Origin of the sequence: Dietzia psychralcaliphila (assembly GCF_003096095.1) — a bacterium.
Taxonomy (GTDB): domain Bacteria; phylum Actinomycetota; class Actinomycetes; order Mycobacteriales; family Mycobacteriaceae; genus Dietzia; species Dietzia psychralcaliphila.
Genome location: NZ_CP015453.1, coordinates 1,712,605 through 1,729,407 on the forward strand (window position 1 = coordinate 1,712,605; position 16,803 = coordinate 1,729,407).

At 67.9% G+C, this 16,803-nt stretch carries 18 protein-coding genes; 13 read left to right on the forward strand and 5 right to left on the reverse strand.

The features are described 5' to 3' along the window. The first annotated feature begins 17 nt into the window (after positions 1-17). From A6048_RS07765 to A6048_RS07775, 3 genes are all read left to right on the forward strand, one after another. Positions 18-485, forward strand: coding sequence for an amino acid permease (locus A6048_RS07765; protein ID WP_069389168.1), 468 nt, complete (start codon positions 18-20; stop codon positions 483-485). Positions 486-511: 26 nt separating this feature from the next. Beyond that, positions 512-1,442 (forward strand): IS5 family transposase gene (locus tag A6048_RS07770; RefSeq protein WP_412523687.1). Its coding sequence is split into 2 segments (ribosomal slippage): positions 512-880 and positions 882-1,442, totalling 930 coding nucleotides; the frame shifts between segments, so codons are not numbered across the junction. Between the two features lie 63 nt (positions 1,443-1,505). Next, on the forward strand, positions 1,506-3,095 hold the full coding sequence (locus A6048_RS07775) for an IS1182 family transposase (RefSeq protein WP_033098515.1): 1,590 nt from the start codon (positions 1,506-1,508) through the stop codon (positions 3,093-3,095). A gap of 264 nt (positions 3,096-3,359) precedes the next feature. On the opposite strand, the gene A6048_RS07780 is transcribed toward A6048_RS07775, so the two are convergent. The 3 genes from A6048_RS07780 to A6048_RS07790 are packed head-to-tail and all read right to left on the reverse strand — an operon-like array spanning position 3,360 to position 5,283. Continuing rightward, complete coding sequence (locus A6048_RS07780) at positions 3,360-4,337, reverse strand: M56 family metallopeptidase (protein WP_067718130.1); 978 nt, start codon at positions 4,335-4,337, stop codon at positions 3,360-3,362. Next, positions 4,334-4,720 (reverse strand): BlaI/MecI/CopY family transcriptional regulator, encoded by a 387-nt coding sequence (locus tag A6048_RS07785; RefSeq protein ID WP_067718127.1) that lies wholly within the window; start codon positions 4,718-4,720, stop codon positions 4,334-4,336. The genes A6048_RS07780 and A6048_RS07785 overlap by 4 nt, the downstream gene beginning before the upstream one ends. Beyond that, a complete protein-coding gene (locus A6048_RS07790) occupies positions 4,717-5,283 on the reverse strand; it encodes a hypothetical protein (protein ID WP_235027685.1) in 567 nt (188 codons plus the stop codon). The genes A6048_RS07785 and A6048_RS07790 overlap by 4 nt, the downstream gene beginning before the upstream one ends. Before the next feature lie 97 nt (positions 5,284-5,380). Here A6048_RS07790 and A6048_RS07795 point away from each other — a divergent pair, with 97 nt between their 5' ends. Genes A6048_RS07795 through lnt form a run of 6 tightly spaced genes read left to right on the forward strand, consistent with a single transcriptional unit; the run spans position 5,381 to position 11,090 of the window. Beyond that, positions 5,381-6,133 carry a DsbA family protein gene (locus A6048_RS07795; RefSeq protein ID WP_067718121.1) on the forward strand — a complete coding sequence of 251 codons (753 nt, stop codon included), beginning with the start codon at positions 5,381-5,383 and terminating at the stop codon, positions 6,131-6,133. Positions 6,134-6,136: 3 nt separating this feature from the next. Continuing rightward, positions 6,137-7,027 carry a cytochrome c biogenesis CcdA family protein gene (locus A6048_RS07800; protein ID WP_067718119.1) on the forward strand — a complete coding sequence of 297 codons (891 nt, stop codon included), beginning with the start codon at positions 6,137-6,139 and terminating at the stop codon, positions 7,025-7,027. Next, a complete protein-coding gene (locus A6048_RS07805) occupies positions 7,024-7,887 on the forward strand; it encodes a cytochrome c biogenesis CcdA family protein (RefSeq protein ID WP_067718116.1) in 864 nt (287 codons plus the stop codon). Before A6048_RS07800 ends, A6048_RS07805 begins: the two co-directional genes overlap by 4 nt. Positions 7,888-7,916: 29 nt before the next feature. Next, positions 7,917-8,633 carry a DsbA family protein gene (locus tag A6048_RS07810; protein WP_067718113.1) on the forward strand — a complete coding sequence of 239 codons (717 nt, stop codon included), beginning with the start codon at positions 7,917-7,919 and terminating at the stop codon, positions 8,631-8,633. Positions 8,634-8,637: 4 nt separating this feature from the next. After that, entirely contained in the window at positions 8,638-9,492 is an 855-nt protein-coding gene (locus tag A6048_RS07815; protein ID WP_067718111.1) for a cytochrome c biogenesis CcdA family protein, read from the forward strand. After that, positions 9,489-11,090, forward strand: a complete 1,602-nt coding sequence (gene lnt, locus A6048_RS07820) for an apolipoprotein N-acyltransferase (RefSeq protein ID WP_067718108.1) — start codon at positions 9,489-9,491, stop codon at positions 11,088-11,090. The genes A6048_RS07815 and lnt overlap by 4 nt, the downstream gene beginning before the upstream one ends. Positions 11,091-11,196: 106 nt before the next feature. Here the strand turns inward: lnt and A6048_RS07825 are convergent, their stop codons facing one another. Both A6048_RS07825 and A6048_RS07830 read right to left on the reverse strand, forming a co-directional pair. After that, positions 11,197-11,622: a DUF302 domain-containing protein gene (locus A6048_RS07825; protein ID WP_107749405.1), complete on the reverse strand. Its 426-nt coding sequence runs from the start codon at positions 11,620-11,622 to the stop codon at positions 11,197-11,199. Between the two features lie 71 nt (positions 11,623-11,693). After that, positions 11,694-11,951, reverse strand: coding sequence for a metal-sensitive transcriptional regulator (locus A6048_RS07830; RefSeq protein ID WP_067718103.1), 258 nt, complete (start codon positions 11,949-11,951; stop codon positions 11,694-11,696). 299 nt (positions 11,952-12,250) lie between these two features. Here A6048_RS07830 and A6048_RS07835 point away from each other — a divergent pair, with 299 nt between their 5' ends. The 4 genes from A6048_RS07835 to A6048_RS07850 all read left to right on the forward strand — a co-directional run bounded on the left by A6048_RS07835 (position 12,251) and on the right by A6048_RS07850 (position 16,631). Next, complete coding sequence (locus A6048_RS07835; RefSeq protein WP_107749408.1) at positions 12,251-13,645, forward strand: MBL fold metallo-hydrolase; 1,395 nt, start codon at positions 12,251-12,253, stop codon at positions 13,643-13,645. A gap of 114 nt (positions 13,646-13,759) precedes the next feature. After that, the gene (locus A6048_RS07840) at positions 13,760-14,356 is read left to right on the forward strand and encodes a rhodanese-like domain-containing protein (RefSeq protein ID WP_107749404.1); all 597 of its coding nucleotides are present in this window, start codon (positions 13,760-13,762) and stop codon (positions 14,354-14,356) included. Between the two features lie 49 nt (positions 14,357-14,405). After that, entirely contained in the window at positions 14,406-15,293 is an 888-nt protein-coding gene (locus A6048_RS07845; RefSeq protein WP_107749403.1) for a sulfite exporter TauE/SafE family protein, read from the forward strand. Between the two features lie 60 nt (positions 15,294-15,353). Further along, entirely contained in the window at positions 15,354-16,631 is a 1,278-nt protein-coding gene (locus tag A6048_RS07850) for an MFS transporter (RefSeq protein WP_107749402.1), read from the forward strand. Positions 16,632-16,803 lie beyond the last annotated feature (172 nt).

Here is a 16,803-nt window from a genome sequence, read left to right on the forward strand (position 1 = left end):
AGAAAGTACGGTACCGCATGGATCGCAGCGCCCAGTCCTCGAACTCACTGACCCTCACTGGATCCGTTGCGCTCGGGACGGGGGTGATGATCGGGGCGGGCATTTTCGCCCTGGTAGGGCAGGTCGCCGAGCTGGCCGGGGGGTGGATGCCGTGGGCCTTCCTTGCCGGGGCAGTGGTGGTGGCCTTCAGCTCCTACTCCTACATCCGCTACTCAGCCACCAACCCTTCCTCGGGCGGAATCGCGATGCAACTCAAAGCCGCGTATGGACCCGGGGTCGTGGCTGGCTCGGTTTCGCTGTTCATGTACGTGTCGATGATCCTCGCCGAGTCCCTTCTCGGCCGAACCTTCGGTACCTACATGCTGCGACCGTTCGGGATGCAGGACTCCGACGTGTGGGTCCCGGTGCTGGCCGTCCTCGCCATCGCCGGCGCCGCACTGGTGAACCTGGTGGGCAACCAACTAGGGCGTGTCTCCCATAGCTGAGCGGTGACCCGCGAGACCGTGGCCGTATGGGGCAGACGAAGTCACGTTTTCGCCAGTTCACCGACGAGCAGTGGGAGCGGATAGAGCCCCTGCTGCCCTCCAATGAAGGGCGGCAGGGGCATCCGTTTCGCGACAATCGCAAGGTCGTCGAGGGGATCATCTACCGCTACCGAGCAGGTATTCCCTGGCGGGACCTACCTCGCGAGGAGTTCGGGGCGTGGCAGACAGTGTGGAAGCGTCACGCCCGCTACGCCCGGGACGGGACCTGGGATCGCATCCTGCACGTGATCCTGGCTGACGCTGACGCAGGCGGAAAGATCGACTGGAACGTCTCGGTGGATGCGACCATCTGCCGCGCTCATCAACACGGTACGAACACCACCCGCCCTGAGCAGGACACAGGGGGCTCGGTCGAATCACAAGAACCGGCCCTACCGGGACTGTGAACCCGCAGGTCACGGCATCGGCCGGTCGCGTGGCGGGCTGACGACCAAGATCCACAGCGCGGTCGACGGGCGTGGGCGGCCGCTGGCGAATGTGGTGACCGGCGGGCAGCGCAACGACGGGGCGATGCTCGCCGAAGTGCTGGCCGACATCCACGTTCCTCGCCAAGTCCGTGGCCGACCCCGCACCCGCCCGGACGCGGTGATCGCCGACAAGGCGTACTCGTCCGGCACGATCCGCCGCAAGCTCCGCAGTCGCGGTATCGCCGCTGTCATCCCGGAGAAAAGCGACACCATCGCCGCTCGCGAACGCCGCGGCAGCCGCGGTGGCCGACCCCCGAAACTCGACACTGGCCTCTACAAAGACCGAAACGTCGTTGAACGTTCCTTCGCTCTGGCCAAGCAATGGCGAGCGCTGGCCACCCGCTACGACAAACTCGCGATAACCTACCGCGCCGCCGTCACCCTCTGTGCAATTCTCACCTGGCTACGCCGATTGGGAGACACGCCCTAGGAGACTGCTGAACAATCAGGGTGTCCGCCCCGCGGGGTGACCCGGGCCTGAAATACTTGGTTCATGCAGGGTGAGTGGGATCGGCAGCGTGAGTTGCTGGATGTGGAGTCGGTGGCGGGGCATCTGCTCGAGCCCGGCAGCGTGTTCGCGTTGCTGGCCGAGCATCGGGATCGCTTGTTCCCGGCGGAGTTGTTCGCCGATCTGTTTCCCTCGGGCCGGGGCCGGCCGTCGATCCCGGGGGAGGTGATCGCCTCGGTCATCGTGCTTCAGGCTCTGTTTGGGCACTCCGACCGGGAGGCCGTGGATGCGTTGACGTTTGACCTGCGGTGGAAGGCCGCGTGCGGGTACGCGGTCGATGCCAAGGGCTTCGACTCGTCGACGTTGACTTACTGGCGGCGCCGGCTGGCCGCCAGCGAGAATCCGCAGCGGATCTTCGAGGTGGTGCGCCAGGTCATCGCCGAGACCGGAGCGGTCAAGACTAAGACCCGCCGCGCACTGGACTCGACGGTTCTGGATGATGCGGTGGCCCGTCAGGACACGATCACCCAACTCATCGCCCAGATCAGGCGGGTCGGCCGCGAAGTGCCCGGCGCGAAAGAGCTGATCGCCTCCGAGTGCACCCGGTTGGCGGCGGTGTGCGGGCACGATTACTCCGAGGCCGGTAAGCCGCGTATTGCCTGGGATGACCAGGCCGCCCGCGACGAGCTGGTCTCGGCCCTGGTCGCAGACGCTCTGGCACTGCTTGAGGCTCTGGATGTTGAGGCGATCACCGCCGCCGGCGGCAGACCAGCCGAGGCGGTGGCGCTGCTGGCATTGGTCGCCGGCCAGGACGTCGAGCCCGCCGAGGATTCCGATGGCACCGACGGCCGGTGGCGCATCGCCCGCCGCACCGTCCCGGACCGGGTGATCTCTACCGTGGACCCCGATGCCCGGCACGCGCACAAGACCCAGCAGCGTCGCCAGGACGGGTTCAAAGCCCACATCGTGGTCGAACCCGATACCGGGCTGACCACTGCGGCCCGGCTGACTCGGGCCAGCGGTCCGGACAATTCCGACGCCGCCGTCGGTGCGGACCTGGTGACCACAGATCCCACCACTACAGACGTCGAACACATTGAAGTGCTCGGAGACTCGGCGTACGCCACCGGAGACATGCTGGCCACCCTCGCCGGAAAGCAGTGGCTGCCCCTGGTCAAACCCTGGCCGACCAGGCCCGCTGTGGAGGGCGGGTTTGGTCTGGATGACTTCACCTTCGATGCCGCGGCAAACACGTTGACCTGCCCGGCTGATGTCACGCGGACAGTGTCGCCGCAGGGCCGGGCGAAGTTCGGTGCGGCCTGCCGGCAGTGTCCGCTGCGCCAGCGGTGCACCACCTCACAATCCGGCCGCTCGGTGCTGCTGGGCGAGCACCATGTGCTGCAACGCCAGCACCGCCAGCGCGCACAGGGCGAGGACTTCCGGGCCACCTACCGGCAGCATCGCCCGATGGTGGAACGCTCCATCGCCTGGCTCACCCGAGGCGCCCGACGAGTGCCCTATCGCGGGGTGGATAAGAACAACAGCTGGCTCCACCACCGCGCCGCCGCCCTCAACCTACGTCGACTGCTAGCCATGGGCCTGACCCACCAGAACGGAGCTTGGGCCCTGGCCTGACCAGCAGTTAGGGGAGCCGCCTCTCACCGATGGCCGGTGAGACCGCGCATAATCACATCAAGTGGACCGAAGACCCTCGGTCGTCGCACCCAGAGTGCTGACCTAAAACGCCGCTCGCCATCCCACCGGTGACGCCCGGGCCCGCCGCTCACACGACCGCCAACCCCAATAGCGCCTTGTTCAGCAGTCTCCTAGCTGTTCATGCTTAGGGACGGTGGCGGTAACGGTTACGGGCGGGGCGGGTCCGCGAGGGGAATGGCCGGTTCAGATGCAGCCGCTGAGTGCCGCCAACATGTAAGGGATGTGGACGAATGCGGCGAGGGCGATCAGAGCGGCCATGCAGCAGGTGCTGGCGGTCGCGGCTACGGCTCCGGCGGTCCCGCGGTCAGGTTGCACGAGGTGCGCGATCCGGTTCGGGCCGAGCGCGTAGAGCGCTCCTTCTGCGGTTGGTTGCTGGGAGAGGCGGGCGGCCTGACCGAGGACGAGTAGCGCCCCCGCCAGCGCGGGAGTTCCGGATACTCGCCGGGCGTGGTCGTCGGCGGCGATCTCCAGGTAGTGGCCCAGGGCGTCCTCGGCGGCGGCCAGCATCGGGATCCACCGCAGTCTTGTGGTCAGTCCGCTGACGATCGCGGTAATGAGATGGTGGCGCTGCTGTAGGTGGGCGTGCTCGTGGGCTAGGACGGCCACGAGTTCGTCGACGGAGAACAGCTGGACTGCGCCGGTGGAGATCACGATGCCGCCGTGGCGGCGGGGGAGGCTGAGGGCGAATGGGTGTGAATCGTCCGCCAGGAGCACGTCGTATCCGTGCATGCGTCGAGGCCGTGCGGTCTGTCGGTATCGCATTGCGGTGCGCAGCGTGCTTCGGCGGCGGCGGATGGTCTCGATGCTGACTGAGGTCAGGTGCAGCAACACGGCGGCTGCTGGCAGTGCCAGCAGAATTGCCACCGGGAAGGGAGTGTTGAACGTCTGGTCACCGAACGGATTGGCGGCAGCAAGGCACTGCTCACACACCTGGGCTGCACGGGCTGGAAGCACCACCGGCCCCGAAAGTACCCATGCGAGCACCGGCCCCACCGCGAGAAGTGTCAGCACCCAGGCCGCCACGCCGCCGGCGAGCAGTCCTGCGGCCAGGCGCGGGACCCTCATAAGCAGCGGGGCGGCGCTGCGCAGTACTCGCGGGCCCGCCAGTGCGGACACGACCAGTCCGATGATCAGCATCGCGGCCAGCAGTCCGGAGGTCATGGGTTGATCCCTTCGTCGCGGCGACGGAGGTAGTCGCGCAGCAGGTCCAGGTCGGTGTCGGGGATCCGCTCCGCGAAGTTCAGGATGGACGCCGCGCGATCCCTGCTCGTGCCAAGTGCATGGTCCATTACCGAGGCGACGTGTTCCTCACGGGTGCACCGTGCCTCGTACACCGTGGATCGACCCCTTTTGCCGGAGTCGACCAGGTTCTTGCGGTGCAGGTTGGTCAGAACGGTGGCGATGGTGGTGTACGCGAAGTCTCCGGGTAGTCGACCGATGAGCTCGCGGATGGTGAAGGTCCCCTCGTCCCACAGCAGGTCCATCACCTGTGTCTCCAGGGTTCCCAGCCGGGGCGGCTCCCCGACGGTCTCGGCAGCGCTCATACCCGCTCCTCGACACGCACTGCGGGCAGCGGGCATGCGATCTGCCCCCGCAGACGCACCACGAGCGCGATTCCGGTCAGCAGCAACGCCACGATCGCCAGGATCGGCTGCACCGGCGCGAACCAGGTGATCGCCCCGGAGTATCCCAGAGCGAGCAGCGCCAATTTGTTGCAGACCGGGCAGCCGACCGCGAACCACGCCAGGACTGCGCCGATCATGCCGAACCGGCTCGAGCGACGGGCCTCTACGTCGTCTCCCAGCTCCGTGGTGCCCTCGACACCTGACGGCGAGGCAGTCGCCGACCCGCGAACGTACGTGGCGAAGAGCATCCCGGAAAACACGGCGGTGAGGATCCAGACCGGGTAATTCCACCACACCGGCGGGATCTCCCGGGTGAACACCGAGTTGGGGATCAGTACCGTCGCCAGGCCGAGGAGTACTCCGAAGACGAGCGCTACCGCGCCTGCAGTCACGACCTGGCGCGGCGTCCACGTCCGCAGCCCGCGTGCCGCGAGTGCGAGGGTCTGCGGCCACGACGTCAGGGCACTTCGGAACCTATCCATACGGGCCATCATGCCACGGGCCGACTATCCCCAATAGTCGACTATGTGTAATAGTCGTACCGGTCGATGATCCACCAGTTTGCGAAAGGGACCGCCCGTGAGCACCAATCAACCGCTAGCCCGCCACACCCTTGAGGCGAAGTACCGGCGGGCGACCATCGGGAACTGGATCCTGGGTGCGATCGCCGTCTTCCTCGGGATCGTGGTGCTCGCCCAGACACTGACCGGCCAATCCCCGACGACTGGGACGTCTGTGGCCGCGGAGTCCGCTGACGGCGCGCAGACCACCGGGGGCGACATGGAGTTCGTTCGGCGCGAGGCCGATGACCCGAAGGCGATCGGTGATGTCGACGCACCGGTGGTCCTGACAGAGTGGATCGATCTGCGGTGCCCCTTCTGTGCTTCGTTCAGCCGCGACACACTGCCCGTGTTGATCGAGGAGTACGTGGACACCGGCAGGGTCCGCATCGAGTTCACCGACGTCGCCTACTTCGGCGAGCAGTCCGAGGACGCCCAGATCGCGGCGCAGGCCGCCGCGAACCAGGACAAGTACGTCGACTACATCACCGCCGTCTTCGACGCGGCCCCCGATAGCGGACACCCGGATCTGACCCGCGAGGTGCTCATCGACTTCGCTGAACAGGTCGACATGCCGGACATGGAGAAGTTCACCGCAGATCTCGATGATCCGCAGATCCGAGCGCAGGCGGAGGCCGAGACCCGCAATGCGCAGCAACTCGGCGTCACGGCCACCCCGTTCTTCGTCGCGGGCCAGGCCGCGCTGTCCGGAGCGCAGCCGGTGGCCACGTTCCGTGAGTATCTGGACGAAGCTCTCGCGGCGGTGGAGTGAGTCGTGGACATCGGACTTGTTGGCGCGTTCCTCGGTGGTGTCCTGACGCTGCTCAGCCCGTGCTCGGCGATGTTGCTGCCCGCGTTCTTCTCCTACGCCTTCGCCGCCCCGCGGGAGCTCCTCACCCGCACCGGCGTCTTCTACCTGGGCCTGGCCACCACGCTCGTCCCCCTCGGGGTCCTCGCCGGGACGCTCGGGGCCTTCGTCAACGAGCACCGGTTCACCTTCGTCACCGTGGCCTCCGTCCTCGTGATCGTGCTCGGCCTCCTCATGCTGCTCAACGTCCCCGTGCCGTTCCTGCGCCGGGGGACCAACACCGAGGGCACCTCGATGACGGCCGTCTACGCCCTCGGCACGGTCTACGGGCTCGCCGGCGTCTGCGCGGGCCCGCTGCTCGGCGCCGTCCTCACCGTGGCCGCCGTCTCCGGCACGCCACTGTCCGGCGGGATCATCGTCCTGGTCTTCGCCGCAGGGATGGCGCTGCCACTGTTCGTCCTCTCGCTCCTGTGGGGACGCTTCCCCGCCGTCCGGAACCTCGTCCGGCCGCGCGAAGTGAAGATCGGACGCTGGAGCAACACCTGGACCGGCCTCATCGGTGGCGCGCTCACAGTCGCGGTCGGCGTCCTGCTGCTGGTCACTGCCGGCACCACCGAACTGAGCGGCATCCTCGGCGCGTCCGACCAGGCTGCGCTGGAAGGTGCCGTGCTCGACAGTGCGGGCAGTATCCCCGATCTCCTCGTGATCGTGGCCGCTGTGGCACTCGCTTCAATCGGCTGGTTCATCATCCGCAGGCGCCGTAAGCGTGCTCCGGCTGTCTCGGGAGTCTCGCTGCCAGAGACCGTCCAGCTCCACACCGCTGCGGCTGCCAGGGCGGATACCAGGTTCGACGAATGACGACAGACACCGTAGTCATCCTCGCCCAGTCGATCGGGGAGACCTTTCAGCAGACGGTCGTGTCCGGGCCGATTCTGCTCGCCCTCGGGGCCGCCGTGCTGGCCGGGCTGGTCTCGTTCGCCTCACCCTGCGTAGTGCCGCTCGTGCCCGGCTACCTCGCGTATCTGGCCAGTGTCGTGGGAGCAGAACGGCCCGCCGTCACCGCAGCTGGAGCCGAGCGCCGCCGGGTCGAAGCCGGCACTCTCACGCTGGAGGAGAGAAAGCGGAGAGTATCGAGTAGGCGCCGAGTGGTGTTGGCCTCAGTACTGTTCGTCGGTGGCTTCACCGTGGTGTTCGTGCTGCTGTCGGCGATGGTCCTCGGGACCGTGCAGTACATCTCGCCCCGACAGGAACTTCTCCAGCGCATCGGGGGCGTCGTCACGATCTGCATGGGACTTGTGTTCATCGGTGTCGTCCCCGCGCTCCAACGCGATACGCGGATGCAGCCCAAGGCGCTGACCACGTGGCTGGGGGCGCCGATGCTCGGCGGGGTGTTCGCCCTTGGTTGGACGCCGTGCCTGGGGCCGACCCTGGCGGCGGCCCTCTCGGTCGCAGCCGGCACGGGCCTGGATGCGAGTCGCGGCGTGGTGCTCATCGTCGCCTACTGCGCGGGGCTGGGCCTGCCGTTCGTTCTCGTGGCTTTCGGCTCGACGTGGGCGCTACGCACCGTGGGGTGGCTACAGCGACACACACGCAAGATCCAGGTGTTCGGCGGCGTGATGCTCATCCTGGTGGGTCTTCTCCTGCTCAGCGGCGCATGGGCGCTGTTCATCGGCTGGCTGCGGGACTTCGCGATCAGCGACACGACCCTGCCGATCTGATGACGCCCTCGTCAGGAAAGGAACACAACGTGTCGCGATCGCACAGATCGGGCCGACTGCCGATCGGCACCATCCCCGGGCTCGTCATGCTGGCGATCCTCATCATCTTGGTGGTGGCTATGTGGCGAGCCGGAGATGCAGGCGATGGGGATACGGCCGGAGGGGGTGTCGTCGCGCAGCAGCAACCGGATTACTCCTATGCGGAGCGAAGGGAGACGGGCGATCCGTTCGCGCTCGGTCCCGTGGATGCTCCCGTCGGGCTGGTGGTCTTTTCCGACTACCAGTGTCCGTTCTGTGCGCAGTGGAGCCGCGAGACGCTTCCGGTGATGAAGGAGCGGGCCGAGGCAGGTGAGCTTCGCATCGAGTGGCGCGATGTCAACGTGTACGGCCCGGCGTCCAAGCGTGCGGCGATGGCCTCGTACGCAGCCGCCGAGCAGGGTCGGTTCTGGGAGTTTCACGACGCTCTGTTCGACGGTGGCCGCACACGGTCCGAACGGGATCTCTCCGAGGCGGCTCTCGTCGCTTTGGCGGGCCAGCTGGGGATGGACACCGAACGATTTGCCGCCGACATGATCTCACCGCAGGCGGCCGAGGAGATCGCACGGAACGAAGAGCTGGGGATCGAACACGGCGCGAGCGCGACCCCCGTGTTCATCCTGGGTGGGTCGCCGATGGTCGGCGCACAACCTGTCGAGGTCTTCCTCGACGCCCATGAGACGGCCCTCGAAACCTCGGGCGGAGGGTAGCCCGGTGGACATCGGGCTGCTCAGTGCGTTCATCGGTGGGTCCCTGGCACTGTTGAGTCCCTGTGGGGCACTGTTGTTGCCCGCGTTCTTCGCCTCCACCGTTGGCTCGGGGCCCCGATTGTGGCTGCATGGCGTTGTCTTCTACGTGGGTCTGGTCGTGGTCCTGGTGCCGCTCGGGATCGGTGCCGGCGTGGTCGGCAGCGTGTTCGTCACCAACCGCGGAGTGATCATCATTGCCGCGTCGGTATTGCTCATCGTGCTCGGGGCGGCGCAGGTACTCGGGTTCGGCTTCGACGCCGCTCGCCTCCTGCCGGGGGCGGGCACGCTGCAGAGCCAGTCAGACGCCCGCGCGGGTCTGGTAAAGACGGTGCTGCTCGGCGCTGCCAGTGGCGTGGCCGGCTTCTGCGCTGGGCCGATACTCGGAGCTGTTCTGACGCTGGCGGCTGCGCAGGGCGATGTGGTCACTGCGGGAACGCTGCTGGCCGTTTACGGCGCCGGGATGGTCGTGCCGCTCACCGTCCTGGCCGCACTGTGGGGCCGTATCGGGACGCGGACCCGAGCCGCGCTGCGGGGTCGAACGTTCACCGTCCTTGGCCGCGAACTGCACAGTACCTCGGTGGTCACGGGCCTGCTCATCCTCGCGGTCGGGATCCTTTTCTGGACGACCAACGGCTTTATCGGGGTCCCCGAACTCGTGCCGATTGACGTCCAGGCCGGGCTGCAAGCGGGCGTGGCGGCGGTCGCGAACCCCGTCGTGGACGTCCTCGTGCTCGTCGTCCTGGCCGGGATCGGACTGCTCGTCTGGAACCGGATGCGCAGTCGCGGCCGCGCCACGGTGTCCGAACCGGAGCCTCGATGACCCTGCTGGTGATCCGTCTGGGCTTGGCTGCCATGGCCGGTGCGCTCGTCTACGCCGCGTTCCCGCCCGTCGGATGGTGGCCGACCGCGTTCGCCGGCCTCGCCTTGCTCGTGCTCGCGCTCGGGCCGGTCCGGGGCCGCCACCCCGGAACCGGGACCGGCGCGCTCCTCGGCCTCGTCTTCGGGGTCGTCTTCTTCCTCCTCTTGGTCCCGTGGGTTGGTCTCTATGTGGGCGCCTACGCTGCGTGGGGGCTCGCGCTGGTGGAAGGGTTGTATCTGGCGGCGTTCGGGGCGGGCGCGGTACATCTCGTGCGAGTCGGGGTCCAGAGCGGCCCGTTCGCTGTGGCCACGACCATAGGACTCGCGGCGTGGTGGTCTCTCTGGGAATCCATCCGCGGGTCCTGGCCGTGGGGCGGTTTTCCCTGGGGCGCACTGGCGTTCGGCCACGCCGACGGTGTTCTGCTGCCGCTCGCGGCGCTGGGCGGTTCGCGATTCCTCGGGACCGCGATCGCTGCGACCGGTTTCGCGGCGGGGTTGATGATTCTGGCCCTGCTCGATCGAGCTCGGCCGGTCTCGGTGGCCGCGCCATTGGCGATACCGGGGGCCGTGCTGGCGCTGCTGGCGATCGCCTCCACCGACCTGGTCACACCCAATCTCGGCCGGGCGGGAACACAGCAACTTCGCGTCGCTGTAATCCAGGGCAACGTTCCCCGCCTGGGACTGGACTTCAATTCCCAGCGCACCGCGGTGCTGCGAAACCATCTCGACGCCACGTACCGACTGGCAGGGCGGGTCGTGGCCGGTGAGGATCTGCAGCCCGACCTCGTCCTGTGGCCGGAGAACGCCTCGGACGTGCCGGTCCTGGACACTCGAGAGGCGGCCGAGCAGATCACGGCCGCCTCCGAGGCGGTAGGGGCACCGATCTCACTGGGTACGATTGATCGCATCGCCGACGGCCCGGAGTCGTTCAATACGCAGCTGCTCTGGGACGGCACATCGGGGCCGGTGGACCGCCACGACAAGAAGTACATTCAGCCGTTCGGCGAGTGGCTACCGTGGCGCGGCCTCTTTGAGGCGCTTTTCCCCGTCGCAGAGAGCGCGGGGCACTTCCTCGCCGGTGACGGCTCGGGCACGCTCGAAACTTCAGGGGTCGTCACTGGCGTCGCGACCTGCTTCGAGGTGGCATTCGACTCCGCCGTACGCACACCCGTTGCCGGAGGTGCTCAGGTCCTCACCGTCCCCACCAACAACGCGACCTTCGGCTATTCCCCCATGACCTATCAGCAGCTCGCCATGTCGCGGGTCCGGGCGGTCGAGCACAACGTGCCGGTACTGGTCGCAGCCACTAGCGGTGTGAGCGCAGTCATCGCCAAAGACGGCACTATCGAGCAGCGGACGGAGATCTTCGAGGCGGCTACTCTCCTCGCCGACCTCCCACTGGGCGACGCCGGGACCCTGGCCACGCAGGTGGGAGCGCACGTCGAGATCGCACTCGATGTACTCGGGATAGTTGCACTCGTGCTCTCACTGGTCTTCCTCCGGCGCGCAGCAATCCTTCGCCGGCACCTGAGTCCCCGCAGCCAAGAAACTCTGAGTTAGGGGTGTCTCAGTGCGGTGGATCATGTCTCACCGTGAGCGGGGAATGGACGCCTCACCATTGGTGAGACGTCCATTCTGGGGGAGTGTCGGTCGGGGCCGGCCGGCCTCAGCTGCGCGTGGGATCGGCTTCGCTGCTCGTAGACAGGGCCGCGCGCAACCGTGCGTCGGCGTCGTCGGCAATCTCACGTACCTGGGGACTGCCGCTGAGCTGGACCATGGTCTGCGGGTCGATGGCCTCCACGGTGGTCTGCCCATCGCCGTTGCCGCGACGAACCACGACGTTGCACGGCAGCAGGACGCCGAGCTGCGGTTCGGCGGCCAGGGCCTTGCTGGCCAGGACGGGGTTGCAGGCTCCCAGGATCACGTAGTCGCCCACGGCCTCGGCGGCCTCTTCGCCCAGCTTGGTGTTGAAGGTCGCCTTGACGTCGATCTCGGTCAGGATGCCGAAGCCCTGGTCGGCCAGGGCGGCCCGGGTGCGCTCCAGGGCCTGCTCGTAGGACATAGGGACAGTGATGGTGCGGGTGTAAGTCATGGACGCCTCCTTCGATGGTTCGTCGACGGCGTTGAGACTTCCAGATTCCAGGCTGTCAGAGTCGGCGGAAATCAGGCCAGGGAGAGAAACAGCTTCTCCAAATCCTTCTTGCCCAGCGATTCCTCGGGGTTGGTCAGGCACTGCTCGAGGCCGCTGGCGATGATCGCGAAGCCGGCCCGGTCCAGGGCCTTGGACACCGCCGAGAGCTGGGTGACGACGTCCTTGCAGTCGCCGCCCTCCTCGATCATGCGCACCACGGCCCCGAGCTGCCCCTGGGCACGCTTGAGGCGGTTGAGTGCGGGTGTCAATTCAACGGTGTCGAGCTGCATGGGGACTCCTGGCAGAGGTGGAAGGTCACACCATAATATACCCGGGGGGGTGTTTTGCCTAGCCTCCGCTTTCGATCGCGGGCCCTTGCGCTCGGCCCCCGCCAGTTGCCGTGCCGAATCCCCTCGACGGTGGCGGCAGGGAGGGGCGGGCGGGCCAATCGCCGACCGTCCGAACCGGGGGAGTGGGCTTCCGGCGCCCCGATCTCGATACCCCGGGGGGCATGTTGCACATACCTCGGAGGGTATGTACATTCGTGGCACGCCCCGAACAGGGAACCCCGATCGACAAGGAGATCTCGATGCTTCTCGAACGCATCTATGACGAGGACCTGGCGCAGGCCGGCTACTTCATCGGCTGCCAGTCCAAGGGCGAGGCCGTGGTCGTCGACGCCCGCCGCGACATCCGCGAGTACCTGGACCTCGCCGCCCGGCACGGCATGACGATCACCGCCGTGACCGAGACCCACATCCACGCCGACTACCTCTCGGGTACCCGCGAGCTCGCCGCGGCCACCGGGGCGAGGGTCTACGTCTCGGGCGAGGGCGGGGATGACTGGCAGTACCGTTTCGACGCTGAGCGGCTGCACCACGGTGACAAGCTCACGCTGGGCAACATCACCGTCGAGGCCGTGCACACGCCCGGGCACACCCCGGAGCACCTGTCGTTCCTGGTCACCGACGGGGCGTTCGCCGATACCCCCGGGTACTTGCTCTCCGGTGACTTCGTCTTCTCCGGGGACCTCGGCCGGCCCGATCTGCTCGATGAGGCCGCGGGCGGCGTCGACACCCGCTACGAGGGTGCCAAGCAGATCTTCCGCAGCCTGAAGGACTCGTTCGTCACGCTGCCGGACCACGTCCAGGTCTTCCCCGGCCACGGCTCGGGTAGCGCCTGCGGCAAGGCGCTGGGTGCACTGCCGTCGACCAGCGTCGGTTACGAGCGTCGCTACGCCTGGTGGGGCGGGTACGTCGAGCGTGACGACGAGCAGGGCTTCATCGACGAACTGCTCGACGGCCAGCCCGACGCGCACGCCTACTTCGGCCGGATGAAGCGACAGAACAGACAAGGCCCGACGGTCCTCGGCCCGCTTTCCCCACTCCGCGAGTACGCCCCGGCCGAGCTCTCAGCCGCGCTCGAGGCGAACCAGGTCGTCGTCGTCGACACCCGGGGCCAGGACGAGGTCCACGCCGGTACCGTCCCCGGTGCGCTCAACATCCCCGGCGTCGACAAGGCGGCGTCCTTCGGCGCCTGGGTCTACGACCCCGAGAAGGAGGACACGCCCCTGGTCGTGCTCGCGCCCGACGAGGAGGTCGCCGGTGAGTACCGCGACCACCTGCTGCGGGTTGGTATCGACACGGTCACCGGGTACACGACCACTCTGGAGGGCCTGCCCACCGCGACCCCCGAGATGATCGGCCCCGACGAGCTCGGCTCCTTCGACGCGGCGATGGTCCTGGACGTGCGCAACAAATCTGAGCACTCCGACGGCCACATCCCGGGCTCCGCGCAGCTCAGCGGCGGACGGGTGCTGTGGAACCTCGACCAGCTCCCGGCCGACGGTCCGATCGTGACCTACTGCCAGAGCGGCGTTCGCAACTCCGTGGCGGCCAGTGCCCTGCGCCGGGCCGGCTACCGCGTGGTCGAGCTCGAGGGCAGCTACGGCGCCTGGTCCGCGCGCAACCTCGCGTCCGCCTGATCTGACGCACCCCACCTGCGGGGGCCGGACACCCCGTCCGGCCCCCGGTGTTCGGCGGCATCCCGCCGCCACCTGACCCCGCATTTGTCACACACGAAGGATTTCGGTTCACCCATGCTTTCCACCCTGACCACCGCCCCCACCCTCGCCCCGGCCGACCTGCGCGACGCCCTGGACTCTGACACCCCGCCCACCGTCATCGACGTGCGGTCGCCGGCCGAGTACTCCTCCGTCCACATCCGCGGCTCCTACAACGTGCCGCTGCCGTTGCTCGCGGAGCACGGCGAGGAGTTCGCCTCCCGCCTGCCGGGGCAGGTGGTCCTGATCTGCCAGTCCGGAAACCGCGCCCGGCAGGCGAACGAGCGCCTCGAGGCCGTGGGCGTGGACCCCGACTCCGTGACCGTGCTCGACGGCGGCATCGCCGGCTACGAGGCCGCCGGCGGCGAGGTCGTCCGCGGCAAGGGCGCCTGGGCGATGGACCGGCAGGTCCGGATGGTCGCCGGGTCGCTCGTCCTGGCGGGCGTCACGGCCTCCAAGGTGCTCTCGCCGAAGTTCGCCTACCTCGCCGGCGCGATCGGTGCGGGCCTGACGTACTCGGCCGCGAGCAATTCCTGCGCCATGGCGGCCGCGCTGTCGAAGATGCCGTGGAACCGTTCGACCGACGAGCCCGGGCTCGGCGCCGTCCTGGACTCGCTGCCCGCCCGCTCCTGACCCACCCCACCCGAAGCACCGGCGCCCCCGCCGGAGAAAGGCACCTGCAATGGAGATCACCACGATCATCGTCGTGGCCCTGGCCGTCCTGGTCGGGCTGTCCTTGGGCCTTCTCGGCGGGGGCGGGTCCATCCTGGTCGTGCCGCTACTGACCTACATCGGCGGACTCGACCCCAAGGAGGCCATCGCGACCTCACTGTTCGTCGTCGGCGCCACCTCACTGGTCAGCCTCATCGGTCACGCCCGCAAGGGCAACGTCCAGTGGCGCACGGGCCTGATCTTCGGCGCCGCCGGGATGGTCGGGGCGTTCCTCGGCGGCCTTGCCGGCGGCTACATCCCCGGCACCGTCCTGATGATCGGCTTCGCGGTGATGATGATCGCCACCGCCGGCGCCATGATCAGAGGACGCAAAGACCGCGACGGACAGAGCAACGACCACCACCATCCGCTGTGGCGAATCCTGCTCGACGGCCTCGTCGTGGGCGCCGCCACCGGACTGGTCGGCGCGGGCGGCGGGTTCCTCGTCGTCCCGGCCCTCGTGCTCCTGGCCGGTCTGCCGATGACCGCCGCGGTCGGCACCTCCCTGCTCGTGATCGCCATGAAGTCCTTCGCCGGGCTCGGCGGATACCTCACCTCGACCAGCCTCGACTGGCCGCTCGTCGCCGCGGTCACCATCGCCGCGATCGCCGGGTCGTTCCTCGGCGTCCGGCTCACCTCGGTGGTGCCGGAGAAGGCGCTACGCAAGGGCTTCGGCTTCTTTGTCCTACTCATGGGCGCCTTCGTCCTGTCCCAGGAACTGCCCTTCCCCGCCGCACCGATCATCCTCGGCGTGGTGGCTGTGCTGGCGCTCGCCGCGGCCATCTGCTTCGTGGCCGTCGACCGGTGCCCCCTGCGTTCGCCGCGGGGCCGCGCCGAGCCGGCGCTGCGCACTGCCTAGCGGAGCGGCACGCAGTAAAGGCCAAGCCGCCCTGACGCGGTCGATCGCGAGGAGGAAAGCATGACCAGGGAACGCACACTCAAGCTTGGCCTGAAAGCCAACGCCGCCCAGTTCACACTGCTCGTCGCCATCAACGCGCTGGTAGGCGGCATGGTCGGACAGCAACAGACCGTACTTCCCCTGCTGGCCACGGACGTCTTCGGCCTGACCGGCTACACCTTCATCTTCACCTACGTGGCCGCCTTCGGCATCACCAAGGCGATCGCCAACTACTTCGCCGGGACGTTCTCCGATCGCTACGGACGCAAGCCCGTCCTACTGGTCGGGTGGCTCTTCGCCATCCCGGTGCCACTGATGCTCATCTGGGCGCCCGACTGGACCTGGGTGGTGGCCGCGAACGTCCTGCTGGGCATCAACCAAGGCTTGACCTGGTCCACCACCGTGGTCATGAAAATCGACCTCGTCGGCCCCCGGCAACGCGGCCTGGCGATGGGTCTCAACGAGGCCGCAGGTTACGGCGCCGTCGCCGTGACCTCGCTGCTCGCCGGCTACCTGGCCGGGCAATACGGCCTGCGACCGGCACCGTTCCTGGTCGGCTTGGCCTACACGGCACTGGCTCTGGTGCTGTCCGGGGTCTTCGTCCGCGAGACCCGCGATCACGCACTCCTGGACGCCGGGCGGCACGTTGCCCGCCCGGATGGTCTGCACGACCATCTCCATGCCGACCTGACAGACCGCGAGATCGCGCTCCAAACCAGCTTCAAGGAACCGGCCCTGTCCTCGGCGAGCCAGGCCGGGCTCGTCAACAATCTCAACTTCGGCCTGTCGTGGGGACTCTTCCCCCTGTTGTTCGCCACCGCGGGCCTGCCCGTGGGGCAGATCGGGCTCCTGTTCGCGCTCTACCCCGCCGTCTGGGGAGTGGGACAGCTGTTTACCGGCGCGCTCTCGGACCGGATCGGCCGCAAGAACCTGATCTCGGTGGGAATGGCCACCCAGGCGGCCGCGCTGGTCGTCATCGCACTCGGCAGCGGGTTCGGCGTGTGGGCGGTGGGCACCGTGATCTTGGGCGCCGGAACCGCGATGGTCTACCCGACCCTGTTGGCGGCGATCGGCGACGTGGCCCATCCTGTATGGCGGGGGCGAGCCGTCGGGGTCTACCGCGTGTGGCGCGACCTGGGCTACGCAGTCGGCGCGATGCTCGGAGGAATCGTCGCCGACGCCATGGGACTACACGCAGCAGTATGGGCCGCCGCCGCCGTCAGCGCCGTCTCGGCGGCCGCGGTAGCGATCCGCATGTACGAGACGCACACACCCCTCACCGTCGCAGACGAGCGGTGATGACTGACCTCGGCGACCGGGCCATTCGAGACCCCGGCGGATCAATAACGCAACCGACGATCACTCACCCAAAACACTGAGGTTAAAACGCCACGCACCTGTCGGTGCCTCAACTCAACACCCTTCAGCTTTACAGAATGACTGGTTACCGGGGACGACTCGAAAGCCCGTC

What these genes read in the sequence shown, in the direction of transcription:
- A6048_RS07765 (WP_069389168.1), top strand. Translation starts at nt 18, where the DNA reads ATGGATCGCAGCGCCCAGTCCTCGAACTCACTGACCCTCACTGGATCC.
- A6048_RS07775 (WP_033098515.1), top strand. Translation starts at nt 1,506, where the DNA reads ATGCAGGGTGAGTGGGATCGGCAGCGTGAGTTGCTGGATGTGGAGTCG.
- A6048_RS07780 (WP_067718130.1), bottom strand. Translation starts at nt 4,337, where the DNA reads ATGACCTCCGGACTGCTGGCCGCGATGCTGATCATCGGACTGGTCGTG.
- A6048_RS07785 (WP_067718127.1), bottom strand. Translation starts at nt 4,720, where the DNA reads ATGAGCGCTGCCGAGACCGTCGGGGAGCCGCCCCGGCTGGGAACCCTG.
- A6048_RS07790 (WP_235027685.1), bottom strand. Translation starts at nt 5,283, where the DNA reads ATGGATAGGTTCCGAAGTGCCCTGACGTCGTGGCCGCAGACCCTCGCA.
- A6048_RS07805 (WP_067718116.1), top strand. Translation starts at nt 7,024, where the DNA reads ATGACGACAGACACCGTAGTCATCCTCGCCCAGTCGATCGGGGAGACC.
- lnt (WP_067718108.1), top strand. Translation starts at nt 9,489, where the DNA reads ATGACCCTGCTGGTGATCCGTCTGGGCTTGGCTGCCATGGCCGGTGCG.
- A6048_RS07825 (WP_107749405.1), bottom strand. Translation starts at nt 11,622, where the DNA reads ATGACTTACACCCGCACCATCACTGTCCCTATGTCCTACGAGCAGGCC.
- A6048_RS07830 (WP_067718103.1), bottom strand. Translation starts at nt 11,951, where the DNA reads ATGCAGCTCGACACCGTTGAATTGACACCCGCACTCAACCGCCTCAAG.
- A6048_RS07835 (WP_107749408.1), top strand. Translation starts at nt 12,251, where the DNA reads ATGCTTCTCGAACGCATCTATGACGAGGACCTGGCGCAGGCCGGCTAC.
- A6048_RS07840 (WP_107749404.1), top strand. Translation starts at nt 13,760, where the DNA reads ATGCTTTCCACCCTGACCACCGCCCCCACCCTCGCCCCGGCCGACCTG.
- A6048_RS07845 (WP_107749403.1), top strand. Translation starts at nt 14,406, where the DNA reads ATGGAGATCACCACGATCATCGTCGTGGCCCTGGCCGTCCTGGTCGGG.
- A6048_RS07850 (WP_107749402.1), top strand. Translation starts at nt 15,354, where the DNA reads ATGACCAGGGAACGCACACTCAAGCTTGGCCTGAAAGCCAACGCCGCC.